General features: G+C 74.5%; 17 protein-coding genes. 6 read left to right on the top strand and 11 right to left on the bottom strand.

The features are described from left to right. Nucleotides 1–38 precede the first annotated feature (38 nt). Together ABZ721_RS19695 and ABZ721_RS19690 are read right to left on the bottom strand one after the other, a co-directional pair. A complete protein-coding gene (locus ABZ721_RS19695) occupies nt 39–1,016 on the bottom strand; it encodes an NAD-dependent epimerase/dehydratase family protein (protein ID WP_358789894.1) in 978 nt (325 codons plus the stop codon). Next, nucleotides 1,006–1,875 carry a ScbA/BarX family gamma-butyrolactone biosynthesis protein gene (locus ABZ721_RS19690; RefSeq protein ID WP_358789893.1) on the bottom strand — a complete coding sequence of 290 codons (870 nt, stop codon included), beginning with the start codon at nt 1,873–1,875 and terminating at the stop codon, nt 1,006–1,008. The genes ABZ721_RS19695 and ABZ721_RS19690 overlap by 11 nt, the downstream gene beginning before the upstream one ends. Nucleotides 1,876–2,153: 278 nt before the next feature. Between ABZ721_RS19690 and ABZ721_RS19685 the strand changes: the two genes are divergently transcribed. Then, on the top strand, nt 2,154–2,858 hold the full coding sequence (locus ABZ721_RS19685; protein ID WP_358789892.1) for a ScbR family autoregulator-binding transcription factor: 705 nt from the start codon (nt 2,154–2,156) through the stop codon (nt 2,856–2,858). Here the strand turns inward: ABZ721_RS19685 and ABZ721_RS19680 are convergent. Next, complete coding sequence (locus tag ABZ721_RS19680) at nt 2,800–3,462, bottom strand: ScbR family autoregulator-binding transcription factor (RefSeq protein ID WP_358789891.1); 663 nt, start codon at nt 3,460–3,462, stop codon at nt 2,800–2,802. The two genes, ABZ721_RS19685 and ABZ721_RS19680, sit on opposite strands and share 59 nt — an antisense overlap. 189 nt (nt 3,463–3,651) lie before the next feature. On the opposite strand from ABZ721_RS19680, the gene ABZ721_RS19675 reads away from it, so the two are divergent. From ABZ721_RS19675 to ABZ721_RS19665, 3 genes are read left to right on the top strand one after another with little or no spacing between them, the layout of a single operon-like run. Next, nucleotides 3,652–4,329, top strand: coding sequence for an AIM24 family protein (locus ABZ721_RS19675; protein WP_358789890.1), 678 nt, complete (start codon nt 3,652–3,654; stop codon nt 4,327–4,329). Nucleotide 4,330: 1 nt separating this feature from the next. Further along, a complete protein-coding gene (locus ABZ721_RS19670) occupies nt 4,331–5,206 on the top strand; it encodes an ATP-binding cassette domain-containing protein (protein WP_358789889.1) in 876 nt (291 codons plus the stop codon). Then, entirely contained in the window at nt 5,203–5,868 is a 666-nt protein-coding gene (locus ABZ721_RS19665) for an ABC transporter (RefSeq protein ID WP_358789888.1), read from the top strand. Before ABZ721_RS19670 ends, ABZ721_RS19665 begins: the two co-directional genes overlap by 4 nt. Here ABZ721_RS19665 and ABZ721_RS19660 read toward each other — a convergent pair. From ABZ721_RS19660 to ABZ721_RS19635, 6 genes are all read right to left on the bottom strand, one after another. Further along, complete coding sequence (locus ABZ721_RS19660; protein WP_358789887.1) at nt 5,852–6,811, bottom strand: lysophospholipid acyltransferase family protein; 960 nt, start codon at nt 6,809–6,811, stop codon at nt 5,852–5,854. The genes ABZ721_RS19665 and ABZ721_RS19660 overlap by 17 nt on opposite strands. Further along, nucleotides 6,808–7,611 (bottom strand): GNAT family N-acyltransferase, encoded by an 804-nt coding sequence (locus ABZ721_RS19655; protein ID WP_358789886.1) that lies wholly within the window; start codon nt 7,609–7,611, stop codon nt 6,808–6,810. The genes ABZ721_RS19660 and ABZ721_RS19655 overlap by 4 nt, the downstream gene beginning before the upstream one ends. Nucleotides 7,612–7,751: 140 nt before the next feature. After that, on the bottom strand, nt 7,752–8,156 hold the full coding sequence (gene msrB / locus ABZ721_RS19650; RefSeq protein ID WP_358789885.1) for a peptide-methionine (R)-S-oxide reductase MsrB: 405 nt from the start codon (nt 8,154–8,156) through the stop codon (nt 7,752–7,754). Between the two features lie 11 nt (nt 8,157–8,167). Beyond that, complete coding sequence (gene murC, locus ABZ721_RS19645; protein ID WP_358789884.1) at nt 8,168–9,595, bottom strand: UDP-N-acetylmuramate--L-alanine ligase; 1,428 nt, start codon at nt 9,593–9,595, stop codon at nt 8,168–8,170. A 119-nt stretch (nt 9,596–9,714) separates the two neighbouring features. Continuing rightward, complete coding sequence (locus ABZ721_RS19640; RefSeq protein ID WP_358789883.1) at nt 9,715–10,347, bottom strand: response regulator transcription factor; 633 nt, start codon at nt 10,345–10,347, stop codon at nt 9,715–9,717. Then, entirely contained in the window at nt 10,344–11,660 is a 1,317-nt protein-coding gene (locus tag ABZ721_RS19635) for a sensor histidine kinase (protein ID WP_358789882.1), read from the bottom strand. Before ABZ721_RS19635 ends, ABZ721_RS19640 begins: the two co-directional genes overlap by 4 nt. 155 nt (nt 11,661–11,815) lie before the next feature. On the opposite strand from ABZ721_RS19635, the gene ABZ721_RS19630 reads away from it, so the two are divergent. Continuing rightward, nucleotides 11,816–12,886, top strand: coding sequence for an ABC transporter permease (locus ABZ721_RS19630; RefSeq protein ID WP_358789881.1), 1,071 nt, complete (start codon nt 11,816–11,818; stop codon nt 12,884–12,886). After that, nucleotides 12,883–13,581 (top strand): ABC transporter ATP-binding protein, encoded by a 699-nt coding sequence (locus tag ABZ721_RS19625; RefSeq protein WP_358789880.1) that lies wholly within the window; start codon nt 12,883–12,885, stop codon nt 13,579–13,581. Before ABZ721_RS19630 ends, ABZ721_RS19625 begins: the two co-directional genes overlap by 4 nt. Nucleotides 13,582–13,677: 96 nt before the next feature. Here ABZ721_RS19625 and ABZ721_RS19620 read toward each other — a convergent pair whose 3' ends face one another. Beyond that, a complete protein-coding gene (locus ABZ721_RS19620) occupies nt 13,678–14,145 on the bottom strand; it encodes an indole-3-glycerol phosphate synthase (RefSeq protein WP_358789879.1) in 468 nt (155 codons plus the stop codon). A gap of 127 nt (nt 14,146–14,272) precedes the next feature. Continuing rightward, on the bottom strand, nt 14,273–15,079 hold the full coding sequence (locus ABZ721_RS19615; RefSeq protein ID WP_358789878.1) for a pyrimidine reductase family protein: 807 nt from the start codon (nt 15,077–15,079) through the stop codon (nt 14,273–14,275). Nucleotides 15,080–15,174 lie beyond the last annotated feature (95 nt).

Here is a 15,174-nt window from a genome sequence, read left to right as displayed (position 1 = left end):
GGCCATCGCCCCCGGCGCCGTTCCGCGTCGCCGGTCCCTCAGGTGCGGTTCGGTCCGGCCAGGTGCCGCCGGTACCACGGGGCGCTGGCCGCGAACCCGGCGGCGAAGCCGAGTCCGGGCGCGAGCCCGAGGTGCTGCCAGATCCGGCCGCTCTCGTACCAGTGGTCCTGCGTGAGCAGGCCGTGCTGGTGCGCGGACAGCTCGGGCAGCACCCGTGCGGTCAGTTCGCGGTGCGCCGCGTGCGGCAGGTCGGTCTCCGGCGGGCGCACCTCCAGGTTCCTCGACAACTCCGCGACCAGGGCGCGGAGCACCGTCGGCCGGGGGTGGTTGACGTGGTAGACGGAGTCGAGTTCCCGGCGCTCGGTGCGGCCGGCCAGGGCGGCGACCACCCGGGCCAGGTCCTGCACCGCGATCAGGGACGTCCTGGCCGTCCCGCCGTCGGGCCAGACCGGGACCTTCCGCAGGAGCCGGCACAGGGTGGGGACGAACCACCGGTCACCCGGCCCGTACACCAGGTTGGGCCGCAGGACGATGCCCCCTCCGCTGAGCACCGCCTGTTCGGCCCGCCTGCGTGACGCGCTGGCGGCCGAGGCCGGCGCGGGCGTCAACTGCGCCTCTGTGGAGCCCCGGTGGGGCCCCGGTCCGTACACGGACGCGGTACTGGCGTAGACGACCCGGTCGGTTCCGGCGCTGTGGGCCTCCTCGAGCAGGGCTCGAGTGCCATGGTCGTTAATTGCTGTACACAGGTCGGGATCCCTTCCCACGTAGGAGGCGAGGTGCAGCACCGTATCCGCGCCGTCGCAGCTGCCCCGGAGCGTGGCCCGGTCGCGCAGGTCGCCTTCGGCCCGCCGTACTCCCGCGGCTTCCATCCAGCCGGGAAGCGGGCGGCGTGACAGCACCCGGATGCCCGCGCCGGGGGGCGCCGGTCCGTTCGGTGCCAGTAACTCGCGCACCACGGCGCCGCCGATGAAGCCGGTGCCGCCGGCGATCAGAACGGTCCCGCGCTCAGTCGGCAAGGACCGTGACACCGCAGGTCGCAGCGGTGACGCCGCCCTGGTCGAAGCGGACCGAGACCTTGTCGGAACCGAGCTGTCCGGTCGGTTCGACGGTCGCGGTCACCAGGCAGGCACTGTCGAACTCGACATAGTGGGTGAACGTCGCGTCGCAGGCGAGCGCGAGGCCGCCTGGCCGCTGGAGGGTGGCGAGCGCCGCCTGGCGGGCGGCCTCCATCACGGCCATCCCGGGGACGTGGTCCACGGGGTGGTCGAAGAGCACCGGGTGGTCGGGGTCGGCGCGCAGCGTCCACACCCGGTCGACACCCGTGTCGCCCAGCACCACGTCGTGCTCCCAGCGGCGGCCGACGATCTCCGGGACCACCGGTTCCGGAAGGACCCGCAGCGGCACCGCGTCGGACTTGTCGCCGCGCAGCCTGCGGTACGTGGCGTCGGAGACGCAGCTCAGCGCCATCCGCGTGGAGCCGACGACCCGGCCGTCGCGGATGCACTGCGCCTCGACCGAGAACGCGCTGACCAGCTTTCCGCGGCGCTTGATGCCGTGGCACTGGACGTCGAGCAGGACGTCCGCCGGCCGGTCGGTCAGGACCGCCCCGTCGACGTCGAGGTCGTAGGACGTGCTGTGGGAGAGGAAGTGGTACCCCAGCGGGAGCTCGAAAGCGTCGTGGGCTATGAGAAGGACGATCTGGCGAATCGTTTCCGCAAGCAGCACGGGATCGTGCCAGCGCCTGCGGACGGGTCCGTAATAGCTGTGGCTGCGGGGCCACTGGGCCCCGATCCTGAACTGGTCCTCGCCGGTCTCCTGGATGCCCGTCAGGAGCACCTCCGAGACCGCGGACCGGTGGACGAACGTACGGGGCACTGTTCTGAGAAAGAGGTCGGGCTCCCCGCTATCAGCTGGGGAAAGTGCCGACCGGTCGGCTGTAACGGACATGCGCATCTGGACTCCTGTACGTGTGTTGAACAGGGCAAATGTTGAGCATGTGCTCGGCGCTCGGTTGGTGTGGCGAGCGAAACAATACCAGCTAGTTGGTTTTTTGACGGGAGTGTGGGAACAATTGATGGCGGTAGGGCTCACGGTCACGGGCAGGCAGGGCGGAAGTCCGGATCGGGTGCCGCCCTCGATGTATGGAGGTTGTGATGGCCAGACAGGAACGCGCGGAAGTCACCAGGGAGGCCATCCTGGACGGCGCGGCCAGGGCCTTCGACGTCGCGGGCTTCCGGGGGACGAGTCTGAGCGACATCGTCAAGGAGGCCGGGGTGACGAAGGGGGCGCTCTACTTCCACTTCGCCTCCAAGGAAGCCCTCCGCGAGGCCATCGTCGCCGAGCAGTTCGCGGTCTGGAGCCCGTTCCAGAACGTGGAACGCCCCGGCGTGCAGACGGTGATCGACCTGCTCCACAGCATGGCGAAGAGCCTGCAGGAGAACGAGCGGGTGCGCGCCGGCATCCGGCTGGTGGTCGAGCAGAGCACGCTGAGCGGCGCCAACCCCACCCCGTACATCACGTGGATCGACCTCTTCCGCAACTGCCTCGCGCAGGCGCAGGGCAGGGGGGACGTCAAGCCCGAGGTCGACGTGGACTCGGTGGCGAAGTTCATCGTCGGGTGCTGGACGGGACTGCAGCTCACCTCGGAGGTGCTGACCGGTCGTCAGGACCTGACCAAGCGCACCTCGGACATGTGGATGCTGCTGCTGCCCGCCCTCGTCCCGCCGCGCCGGCTGCAGCGCTTCCTGGCGGACGGCAGCCCGGAGGTCTTCGCGCCGGACCCCCCGGCCGGGTCCGCCGCTAGCGGGCCGGCGTCGGCAGGCACGGGACGCCGCATTCCGCAGGCGGTGACGTCCTGAACCGCCCCACCTGATCCGCGGGTGCGAGGGCGGGCAGCAGGATGTCCCACAACTCCGTGAGCCGCCGTGACGCGTCGTCCGGCGGTACACCCAGCCAGGACAGCGTCTCCACGCAGGAGACCACGGCGCTGGCCAGCACCTCGGTGGACGTCTGGACCAGGCCGGGGCGCAGTTCCCGGTGCAGGGCCGCGGCGCGCAGCAGCTGCCGGATCTCCTCGCGCCAGGCCCGGTAGAAGTCCAGCGGCGACGGCGGCTCCCGGCGGGGCCGCTCGCGCGCGATGCGGATGCTCGCGCGGACGGAGGGCTCCGCCGCCAGCATGCGGGTGAGCCCGTGGGTGGAGTCGATGATCGCCTGCAGCGGCGACCCGTCGAACTGGCCCAGTTCCTCCATCAGGTCGTCGAAGAGGTCCCGGCTGTGCCGCTGGACCGCGTCGGCGAGCTGCTCCTTCGAGGAGAAGTGGAAGTAGAACGCTCCCTTGGAGACCCCGGCCGCCTTCGTGATGGCGTCCAGGCTGGTCCGGGAGTAGCCCAGGCCGTCGAACTGCTCCGCCGCGGCCAGCACGATCCGCCGCAGCGTGTACTCCGCCCGCTCCTGTCTGACCACTTGCCGCCTCCACGGGCCGTCGTCAGCGCGTCCACGCCGAGTCGGGCGACCGCATTCAAAATAAAACCGGGCGATTGGTATGTCAAGTTGCGAACAAGCCACCCCGGACAGCGGGCGCGCCGGGTGCCGCCGCAGGCCGCCGGGGTCAGGGCCTTGGCGGACCGATGCGCCCGCGAGAAGATGGCGATCATGAACAGTGACCTCTTCGCCGCAGAGAACATGACGCAGCCGGCCACCGAGCCCGGCATGACGCTGGAGAACCCCAAGTCCATCAAGTACGCGGTCAACGGCGAGTGTTACGCCCGCCAGGGCGCGATGATCGCCTTCCGCGGCAACCTGCAGTTCGAGGTGAAGGGCCAGGGCGTCGGCAAGTTCCTCAAGCGCGCCTTCACCGGCGAGGGACTGCCCCTGATGTCCGTGCGCGGCCAGGGCGAGGCGTGGTTCGCGCACGAGGCGGCCAACTGCTTCGTCATCAGCCTCGACAAGGGCGACGCCATCACGATCAACGGCCGCAACGTGCTCTGCTTCGACACCACGCTCGAGTACGAGATCAAGGTCGTCAAGGGCGCCGGGATGGTCGGCGGCGGCCTGTTCAACAGCGTCTTCACCGGCTACGGACGGCTCGGGGTGATCTGTGAGGGCAACCCCATCATCATCCCCGTCAGCCCGCAGTCACCGGTCTTCGTCGACACCGACGCGGTCGTCGGGTGGAGCGCCCACCTGCAGACCTCCGTGCACCGCTCGCAGAGCTTCGGCTCGATGCTGCGCGGCGGTTCCGGGGAGGCGGTGCAGCTCAAGCTGGAGGGCGAGGGATTCGTCATCGTCCGGCCGAGCGAGGCCAAGCCCGTCCAGCCGGCCGCCCACTGACGTGAGGCTGGACGGCGTCGGCCGCCGCTACGGCCTCCGCGGCCCCTGGGTCCTGCGGGACGTGGACCTGAAGGTGCCGCCGGGCGCGCTGCTGCGCGTCCAGGGCGCCAACGGCAGCGGGAAGTCGACACTGCTGCGGATCGTCGCGGGCGTCGACCGGCCCTCCGCCGGGCGGATCAGCGGCCGACCGGCCACCGCCTACGTGCCCGAACGCTTCCCGCCCGCGCTGCCGTTCGACGCACACGGCTACCTCGTCCACCTCGGCGCCGTGCACGGGCTGCGCCGCGCCGCGGCCGCCCGGCGGGCGGCCGAGTGGCTGGAGCGGTTCGGGGCGGCCGGGCACGCCCGCACCCCGATGGACGAGCTGTCCAAGGGCACCGCGCAGAAGATCGCCGTCGTCCAGGCGCTGCTCCCCGAGCCGCGGCTGCTGGTGCTGGACGAGGCGTGGACGGGCCTGGACGAGGCAGCCCGCGCGGTCCTCGACGCGGCGGTGCGCGAGCGCGTCGCGGCGGGCGGCGCCGTCGTCTTCGTCGACCACGACCCGCGCCGCCTCGCGGGCGAGCCGACCGCCGTCCACCGCTTCGCGGGCGGCCGGCTCACCGCCGCCGCGGCCCCCGGCGGGGGAGCGGACGTCCCCCGGGTCGTCGTCGAGGCGTCAGGACCCGGCGCGCCGCCCGCCCTGCCGGGCGCGCCCCGCCACCTGCCCGCCGCACCGGGGCACCTCCGGATCACCGTCCCCGCACCCGGGTCCGACGCGGTGCTGCGCGCCCTGCTCGTCGCGGACCCGCCCTGGCACATCCGTTCCGTCCGGCCCGACCCGGGCTCCCCGGCCGGCCCGCAGGTCGGCGCCGCCGACACCCGGGGAGACGCCGGATGACCGCCCTCCTGCGCTACCAGGCCGCGCTGCTGGTCCGCTCCCAGCGCTGGCTGCCGCCCGTGCTGCTCTACGGCGTCATCCTGGCCATCGGGGTCTCGTCGGGGCAGCCGCTGCTCGACTCGCTGGCCTTCGCCGCCGCCGGGGTGCTCCCCGTCGCCGCCTGGCTGGTGCGGGTGTGCGTCACCGGCGAGCCGCCCGCCGCGCGGGCCTGCGCCGCCGCGGCGGCCGGACCGGGCCGGGTGCACCTGGCGTGCGTGCTGACGGCGCTGGGCGCGGCCGGCCTCCTCGGCGCCGCCGGGGTGGCCTTCGTCGCGGTGATCAGCGACGCGCACACCGCCGACCACCGGCACGCGGTCCCGCTCGGCGCGGCGGTCACGGCCGGGCTGCTGGCCGCGCTCGTCTCCGCGCTGCTCGGCCTCGCGGTCGGCGCGCTCACCAACCCGCCGGTGCTGCGCCGCGCGGGCTGGGCGGTCCCGGTCTCCGGGCTGAGCGCCCTGCTGGTGCTCGTCGTCGGCGGCTCGCCCGCCAACGCCGCCGTGTCGGGGCTGGTCAGCGGCTCGCAGACGGGTGCGGTCGCGCTGCCGCTGCTGCCCCTGTGCGTGGCGGCGGCGTCGGCCGCCGCGGCGACCGCGGTCGCCTGCGCGCTCAGTTCGCGCCGCTGAGGCGCGGGGCGTTCGTGGCGTGCGGGGCTTTCGGGAGGGGGCCGTGCCGGTCCTCGGGGCCGGGTCGGGGTCCGGTGACCGCCCGCTCGGCCGCGCGGGCCAGTGAGCGCCGGTCGGGGTGGGTGCCGGGCGGGATCGGGGGCAGGACGCTGACCTCCGCGACGAGGCCGCGGGCGGCGGTCACCCGCAGCAGCGAGGCGAGCAGCGTGTCCTCGCCGACGAACGCGGCGGCCGTGGCCGGGCCCGCGTCCGCGAGCCGGTAGCGGATCAGCACCGGCTGCACGGTGACGCCCGCGTCCAGCGCCGCCTGGAACACGGCGGGACGGAAGCGGCCCTGCCGCCGGCCGCACCAGGTGCTGCCCTCGGGGAAGACGACGACCGGGGTGCCGGCGCGCAGCACCGAGGCGATCCGGGCGACCGTGTCGGGCAGGGCCCGCAGCCGGTCGCGTTCGATGAACAGGGTGCCGCCGCGGGACACCAGGGGGCCCAGGACGGGCCAGGACGCGACCTCGCTCTTCGCCAGCATCCGCGCCGGCAGGACGGCGGCCACCAGGGGGATGTCCAGCCAGGAGATGTGGTTGGCCACCACCAGCACCCCGCCCGCGGGCAGCCGCGCCGCCGTGCCGGACGCCCGGATGTCGACCCGCACCCCGAAGGCGGCGGGCACCGCCCGCGCCCAGGCGCGGGTGAGCCGGTCCCGCAGGTCCGGACGGCAGCGGCGCACCAGCGGCGCCAGGGCGAGCCCGACGGCCAGCACCGCGATCCCCGCCGTGCGGCGCGCGACGCGCCGGGTCCGTCCGACCTCCGGGTGGGTGCCGGCCAGGCAGTGCCCGGGGGTGCAGGGCGCGCTCGGCAGCCAGTGCGGGACGCCCGCCGGTGGAGGCGGCACCGGCGGCGCCGACAGCGGGGGCGCGGCGGGTGCCGGGCGCGTCAGGAGCCTCATTGCGCGGGGGCGAGCGAGAGGAAGCGGCGCAGGTAGCGCGGGTCGGTCCGGCGCAGCGACAGCAGGACGTACAGGTCGGCGACGCCGAAGTCCGGGTCGTGCGCGGGCTCCCCGCAGACCCAGGCGCCCAGCCGCAGATAGCCGCGCAGCAGCGGCGGCAGGGCGTTGCGGCCGCCGGGGCGCGGGCGCTCGACGCCGGTCGGGTCCCAGGCGCGCAGCGGCCGGACCCGGTACTCCTCGGGCGACAGGTTGTGGGCCCGCACGGTGTCCCACACCCCGGCGGCGGCCGTCCCGCCGTCGGCGAGCGGCACCGAGCAGCAGCCGGCCAGCCAGTTGTGGCCGGTCCGCACCAGGTAGCGGGCGATGCCCGCCCACATCAGGCTGATCACCGCTCCGTCGCGGTGGTCGGGGTGCACGCAGGACCGGCCGACCTCGACCAGGTCGCCGCGGATCGCCGCGTGCCGGGAGAGGTCGAACTCGCTCTCCGCGTAGAGCCGGCCGGCCGCGGCGGCGCGCTCCGGCGGCAGCAGCCGGTAGGTGCCGACGACCGTTCCCGTGCCGTCCTCGCGGACGATCAGGTGGTCGCAGTGAACGTCGAAGGCGTCGATGTCCCAGCCGGGTTCGGGGGAGTCGAGCAGCGCTCCCATCTCGCCGGCGAACACCTGGTGGCGCAGGCGCTGCGCGGCCCGGACGTCCGCCGCGTCCCGGGCCAGCGAGACGGAGTAGCGGGGGCGGGCGGCGTCGGGAGCGGCGGGGGAGGGGGCGGGGACGGTGGGGGTGAAGGACTCCAGGGTCGTCATGGGTACTTCATCGCCGCGCCGGTTGGACTTGACGTGACCATTGCGAGGCGCCGTGATGTGAGGTGCCTGAATGCCTGACCGGCACGGGCCGCGCACCCCTGGGGTACGCGGCCCGTTCCGGTGTGATCACTCCCGGTGGCTCACTCCTGCGGGGCGAGCTTCAGCGAGATCGAGTTGATGCAGTAGCGCTGGTCGGTCGGGGTGGCGTACCCCTCGCCCGCGAAGACGTGGCCCAGGTGGGAGCCGCACTTCGCACAGCGGACCTCGGTGCGCACCGCACCCATGCTGCGGTCCTCCAGCAGCTCGACGGCGGACGAGTCGGCCGGGTCGTAGAAGGACGGCCAGCCGCAGTGCGACTCGAACTTCGTGTCCGAGCGGAAGAGCTCGGCGCCGCAGGCGCGGCAGGAGTAGACACCGGTGGTTCTGGTGTCGGTGTACTCGCCGACGAAGGGCCGCTCGGTGCCGGCCTGCCGCAGGACCGCGTACTCCTGCGGGGACAGCTCCTCGCGCCACTGCTCGTCGGTCTTCTCGACTTCGTACGGCATGCCGTTGCTCCTCAGTTCTGGCTCTCCAGGCGGGACAGGATCAGCGGACCGAGGTCGGTCACGTCACCCGCGCCCATGGTGAGAACAAGGTCACCGGGCTTCGCCATTCCGGCGACGACGTCCGGGATCGCGTCCTTGCTGTGCTCGGCCGTCACGTCGGCGCCCGCGGCGGTGGCCGCGTCGATGATCAGGGCGCTGGTGACGCCGGGGATCGGGTCCTCGCGGGCCGGGTAGATGTCCAGCACCACGGAGGCGTCGGCCAGCGCCAGCGCCTGGCCCATCTCGACGCCCAGCTCGCGGGTGCGGCTGAACAGGTGCGGCTGGAAGACCACCAGCACGCGCGCCCCTCCCCCGACCTCCGGCCGGGAGGGGCCCCCGACGGCGCCCTTGATGGCCTCCAGGTCGGCGGTCATCTCGGTCGGGTGGTGGGCGTAGGAGTCGATCACCTGGACGCCGGCCGCCTCGCCCTTGAGCTGCAGCCGGCGCCGGACGCCGGTGTACTTGGCGAGCGCCGAGGCCAGGTTGCGCGCGGGGGTGCCGAGCGCGATGCCGGCCGCGAGCGCGGCCACCGCGTTGTGGGCGTAGTGCCGGCCGGGCACGGAGACGGTGAAGGTGAGCATCCGCCCGTCGAGCAGGACGGTGACCTCGCTCGTCAGACCCCGCTGGTTGATCTTGGTGATGCGCAGGTCGGCGCCCTCGGACTCGCCGACGGTGACGATGTTCAGCTCACCGAGGTCGCGGACCCGCGAGGTCAGCTCGACGGCGCCGGCCTGGTCGGCGGAGACGACGAGCGTGCCGCCCGGACGGATCCGGCCGACGAACGTCTCGAAGGAGTCGTAGATCTCGTCCATCGACGCGTAGTTCGCGTGGTGGTCCAGCTCCACGTTGAGGACGATCGCGACCTCGGGCGCGTACTTGTGGAAGCTGCGGTCGCTTTCGTCCGCCTCCGCGACGAAGATCTCGCCGCCGCCGTGGTGGGCGTTGGAGCCGGGCGCGTCCAGGTCGCCGCCGATGGCGTACGAGGGGTCGAGGCCGAGCGCGGTGAGGCTGACGGCGAGCATCGAGGTCGTGGTGGTCTTGCCGTGCGTGCCGGCCACCGCGATCGGGCGGGTGCCGTCCATGAGCGCGGCGAGCGCGTCGGAGCGGTGCACGACCGGGATGCCGCGCTCGGCGGCGGCCGCCAGCTCCGGGTTCTCCGCGCGAATCGCGCTGGAGACGACCACGCAGCTCGCGTCGGCGGCCAGGTGCCGGGCGTCGTGGCCGATCCGCACCGCGACCCCGAGGGCCCGCAGCGCCTCGGCCGTCTCGGAGTCCTTCGCGTCGCTGCCCTGGACCTGGGCGCCGCGCTGCGCGAGGATCTTGGCGATCCCCGACATTCCGGCTCCGCCGATGCCGATGAAGTGCGGTCGGTCCATCGTGGAGGGAATGGTGGGGCTCATACGTGGATCTCCCGGGACGTCTCGAACGGCTTGCCTGCGGTCCCGATTCTCGCACTTCCGGCCGCACGCCCGGCGCAGCGCCGTCGGCACCGCGGAGGCGTCCGTCCGGGAGGCCCGGATCAGGCCCGGATCAGGCCGCTGCTGAGGCCGGCCGCGATGGCGCCCGTGCGGCTGTCGACGTCGAGCTTGTCGTAGATGTGCACCAGGTGGGTCTTGACGGTGGCCTCGCTGATGAACAGCCGCCGGGAGATCTGCTTGTTGGCCAGCCCCTCGGCGAGCAGTTGCAGGATCTCGCCCTCGCGCGGTGACAGGCCCGGCCGCCCCGACCGGACGCTGCCCAGCAGCCGGGCCGCGACCGGCGGCGCCAGGACGGTCTCGCCCCGCGCGGCGCAGCGGACGGCGGCGGCGACCTCTTCCGGGGGCGCGTCCTTGAGCAGGTAGCCGGTGGCGCCCGCCTCGACGGCCGCCAGGATGTCGGCGTCGGTGCTGTACGTGGTCAGGATGAGGACGGCGGGCGGGTCCGGGAGCGCGGTGATCCGCCGGGTGGCCTCCACCCCGTGCATCCCGGTGCCCATCTGCAGGTCCATGAGGACCACGTCGGGGCGCGGGGCGGCTTCGTCCGCCAGCAGCCGCAGCGCCTCGGCGCCGTCGGCCGCCTCGCCGACCGCCTCCAGCTCCGGCAGGTCGTCGACCATGGCGCGCAGCCCGCGCCGCACCACGGGGTGGTCGTCGACGATCAGGATGCGGATCACCGTTCCACCGCGACCAGCGCCGGTTCCGCGCCGGGTTCCCCGACCGCCGTGCCGCTCCCGGGCACCGGCAGCGCCGCCGCGACGGCCGTGCCCTCGCCGGGCGCGGACTCCACGGTCAGCGTGCCGCCGAGCGCGGCGATACGCTCGCGCATCCCGTGCAGGCCGAAGGAGACGCGCCCGCCCGCCGCCCGCCGCGGGGCGCCGGGGGCCTGCGGGGTGAAGCCGACCCCGTCGTCGTACACGTCCAGCGTCACCTGCCCGTCGAGGAAGGCCAGCGTCACGGCGGCGTGGCGGGCCCGCGCGTGCCGGGAGACGTTGGCCAGCGCCTCCTGGGTGAGCCGCAGCAGGGCGATCTCCGCCTCGATGGGCAGCGGGTACGGGTCGCCGTCCAGCCGGAAGACGGCCTCCGGGGCCGGGTGCGGGGACGCCTGCGGCCCGGAGCCGAAGCCGTCCGTGATGCGGCGCAGCGCCTCCGGCAGGGCGGCGTCCTGCAAGGCGGGCGGAGTGAGGTCGCGCACGAAGCGGCGGGCCTCGGCGAGGTTCTCCGACGCGGTGCGCCCGGCCTCCTGGATCCGCGTCCTCGCCGTCCCCGCGCCCGCGCCGCCGGGCAGCAGCGCGCTGTCCGCCGCGCGGGCCAGCAGCACGATGCTGGAGAGCCCCTGCGCGAGCGTGTCGTGGATCTCCCGGGCCAGGCGCTGGCGCTCCGCCAGCCGGCCCGCCTCGCGCTGCGAGGCCGCCAGCTCGTCCCGCGCCCGGGTCAGCTCGTCGATCAGCCGCTGGCGCTGCCGGCTCTCGCGGTACAGCGCCGCGTACCCGAACGCCGTGAGCACCGCGACGGCCGCGCCCGCGCACGGCCCGATGACCTTCGCGGCGGTGAGCCCGTCGGGGCCCCGCGCCTGCACGACGACGATCAGGGCGGTCGCGGCGCCGACGGCCGGCACCGACCAGCGCGGCGGCAGCAGGTGCAGGTACAGGAAGAAGAGCGGGAAGGCGAGGTAGCTGAAGTCCCGGTCGGCGAGCAGCAGCCCGACCCACAGGACGGTCACGGCGGCCAGCCAGCCCAGCACCCAGGACCGCGAGGGCTCCCGGCGCTCGCGCAGCACGCCGGCGCCGTAGACCAGCCCGAGCAGCAGGCCCGGCGCCAGCAGCGCCCCCGGCCCCTCGCCGAACGCCACGGGACCGAGCGCCACGGCGAGCAGCACGAGGAACGTGCCGTGCAGGGCCGCGCGCATCAGGCGCAGCGCGGGGGTGTCCTCGGGCGTGCGGCTGCCCATGGGCCCGCCCGGGGACAGGGATATGCCGGAGTTGCTCACATTCACCAAGGGTACGGGGGGCCGGGCGCCCGGGGCGGGGCCGCGGCATCAACCTTTCGATGGATTCCGGGGCCGCTCCTCTCCCTGATGGCGGGAGCGGCCCGGCCGGACAGCCTGGAGGGACGCAGGCAGTCCGACCCAGGAGGGTCCAGAAAGTGTTCGTCGCACTCCGTGACATCAGGTTCGCCAAGGGGCGGTTCGCCCTCATGGGCGTGGTCGTCACGCTCATCACCACGCTCGTCGTCTTCCTCGCCGGCCTGACCGGCGGCCTCGGCCGTGACGCGTCGTCGGCCGTCGACGAGCTGCCGGCCGGCGCCATCGTGTTCGGTGCCCCCGCCGGGGCCGCCGCCGAGGTGTCGTTCAGCAGCAGCACGATCAGCCCCGCCCAGGCCGCGGCCTGGGCCGCCGCCCCCGGCGTCGACTCGGCGCAGCCGCTCGGGGTCGCGATGACCCGGGCCGCGGGAGCCGCCGCCGCGGGCTCGGTGAGCCTGTTCGGCGGCTCGGCGGAGCTGCTGCCGCCGCTGCTCTCCGGCAGCGCCCCGCGCGACGGGCAGGTCGCGGTGAGCGCGTCGGTCGCGGACGCGTACGGCGTGGGCCCCGGCGGGACGCTCGGGCTCGGCACCGAGCGGCTGACGGTGTCGGGGATCACCGCCACCCGCTCGTACGCGCACGCCGCGACCGTCTGGACCACCCTCGCCACCTGGCAGCAGGTCAGCGGGCAGCGGCAGCCCACCGTGCTCGCCGTCCGGCAGTCGGGGGCGGCGCTCGGGGCGGTCGACGCGGCGCAGGGGACCCGGGCCGTCGGGCGCGGCGACGCGCTCGCGGGGATCGACGGGTACCGGGCCGAGCACCTGAGCCTGCAGCTGATCCAGGTCTTCCTGTTCGCGGTGAGCGCCCTGGTGACCGGCGCGTTCTTCACGGTCTGGACGGTGCAGCGCAAGCCCGACGTGGCGGTGCTCAAGGCCGTCGGAGCGAGCGGCGGCTACCTGGTGCGCGACGCGCTCGCGCAGGCGCTGGCCGTACTCGGCGGCGGAGCGCTGCTCGGCGGCGCGATCGGCGCCGGGGGCGGCGCGCTGGCCGCGTCGGCGGTGCCGTTCGCGGTCGGTCCGGCCACCGTCGGGGTGCCCGTCGCCGTCATGGTGCTGCTCGGCCTGGCCGGCTCGGCGCTCGCGATCCTTCGCATCACCTCCGTCGACCCGCTGACCGCGCTGGGAGCCAACCGATGACCGCCCTGACGCTCGACTCCGTGCGCCTCACCTACCCGGACGGCGACCGCCGGCTGACCGCGCTCGACGCCGTCTCCCTGGAGGTCGCGGCGGGGGAACTGGTGGCGGTCGCCGGCCCGTCGGGCTCCGGCAAGTCCAGCCTGCTGGCGGTGGCCGCGACGCTGCTGCGGCCCGACTCGGGGCAGGTCGTCGTCGCGGGCCGGGACACCGCCGGGCTCAGCGGCCGGGAGCGCACCGCGCTGCGCCGGGAGAGCGTCGGCATCGTCTTCCAGCAGTCGAACCTCATCGCCTCGCTGACCGCGCTGGAGCAGCTGCTCGTCGTCGAGCACCTGCGCGGCGGGCGGGTGCGCGCGGCCCGCGAGCGGGCCGGTGCGCTGCTGGACTCGGTCGGGCTGGACGCGGCCAAGCGCGCCCGCCGGCCGCACCAGCTCTCCGGCGGGGAGCGCCAGCGGGTGAACATCGCCCGCGCGCTCTTCGGCCGTCCGGCGGTCCTGCTGGTGGACGAGCCGACCTCCGCCCTGGACCACGAGCGCGGCGCGCGCATCGTCGACCTGCTGGCCCGCGTCACCGCCGAGCACGGCACGGCCACCGTCATGGTCACCCACGACCGGGCGATCATGGACCGCGCCGACCGCCTGCTGGACATGGCGGACGGCCGGCTGGCCGCCTCCCCGGCCGGCGCCGCCCGCGCCTGACACGCACAGCGCGACAGGGCGACAGCGCCGCAGCGCGACAGCGCGACCCCGGCCGAGACAGCGGCCGGGGTCGCGCGGGCGGGCTCGCGGGGCGCGTCAGTCGTGCTGCGCGAAGAGCTTCAGCACCGGGACGCCCACCTTGTGGCGCGCCCGCGACGTCCAGTCGCGGTGGAAGAACTCCTCCACGAAGTGCGGGGCGGTCAGCACGATGACCTCGTCGGCGTGCGTCTGCTCGACCACCGACTTCAGCAGGTCCAGCGGGTGGTCCTCGACCACCTCGCCGACCGCCTCCGCGCCCGCGGCGCGCAGCGAGTCGAGGGAGTGGCTCAGGGCCCGCTCGGCCGGAAGCGTGGCTTCCTGCCCTTCGGGCACCTCGTGTTCCTTGGCTGCGTCGTCCAGGTAGCCGAGGGCGACGTCGTCCACGGCCCGCAGAAGCCGGTCCTGGTCGCCGCGCGGCTGCATGAGTACGACGAAGGAGACGGGCTCGTCGCCGTGGAGTGTGGTCACCAGTTCCACATCGGCGGGGGCGAGCGGCTTCTCGATCATGAGTACGGTCGTGAACACGGACGCGTCCTTCTTTCTCGTGGGCCACCGGGCCGGCACAGGAACCATCCTGCCCGGACATCGTGCGGGGCACGCGGGGTAAGTGTTCCCGCACGACAGTAAACGGAACGGTATATTCCGCGGATTGTCAGCCGCGGGTGTAACGGGTGAACAGGAATCCGTCCTCTTCGAGGATCAAGGCCGGAGAGAAACGTTCGGGCACGGTGACGCCCGGACCGTTCATGATCCGTGGGGCATCCCCCGCGGTCAGGAGCGGTGCGATGGTCAGACACAGCTCATCGACTACCCCGGCGGCGGCGAACTGTGCCAGCAACCTCGGGCCGCCTTCGTGCAGCATCCTGGTCAGCCCCCGTTCCGCCAGTTCGCGTACGGCCCGCGCGGGATCGGCGCCGGCCCCGTCGCCCGCCGTGACGACGACCGCGCCGGCCCTCGTGGCGGCCGCGACCCGCTCGGGGGGCGCGGTGGCGCCGGTCAGGACCAGCGTCGGGACCAGCGGCGAGGTGAACAGCGGCAGCGAGAAGTCCAGGTCCAGGCTCGCGCTCAGGACGGCGATCGCCGCCGCGGGCCCCTGGCCCGCGGCCGCCCGCCGCTCCGCGAACACCTCCCGCGCCTTCGCCGGCTGGTAGCCCTCCTGCCGCACCGTTCCGGCGCCGACGACCACCACGTCGGCCAGCGCCCGCAGCGTCCCGAAGATCCGCAGGTCGGCCGCCGAGGAGAGCCCCTGCGACTTCCCGTCGTGCCACGCGGCCCCGTCCAGGGACGCCACCATGTTCGCCCGCAGGTACGGCCCCGCGGCGCGGTCCGGGTACGCGTACGCGTCGGCGAGCCCCTCGAGCGAGTCCAGGGGGTCCTGCGGGGGCCGGGAGTCCGGCCCGGCGGGGCTCCCGGCACCGGGGGCGGGCCGGGCACTGGGCACGGGATACAGGCAGCGCATGCCCCGCAGTCTGGCACGGGGCCCTTTCCGGGGAGACGACCGGACCGCCGGGGCGCCCGCGCCGGGAGCCCGGGCGGGAGTGGGCTCCGCCACAC

The organism is Streptomyces sp. NPDC006733 (assembly GCF_040636125.1).
GTDB lineage: Bacteria > Actinomycetota > Actinomycetes > Streptomycetales > Streptomycetaceae > Actinacidiphila.
This window is presented reverse-complemented; position numbering and strand designations above follow the sequence as displayed.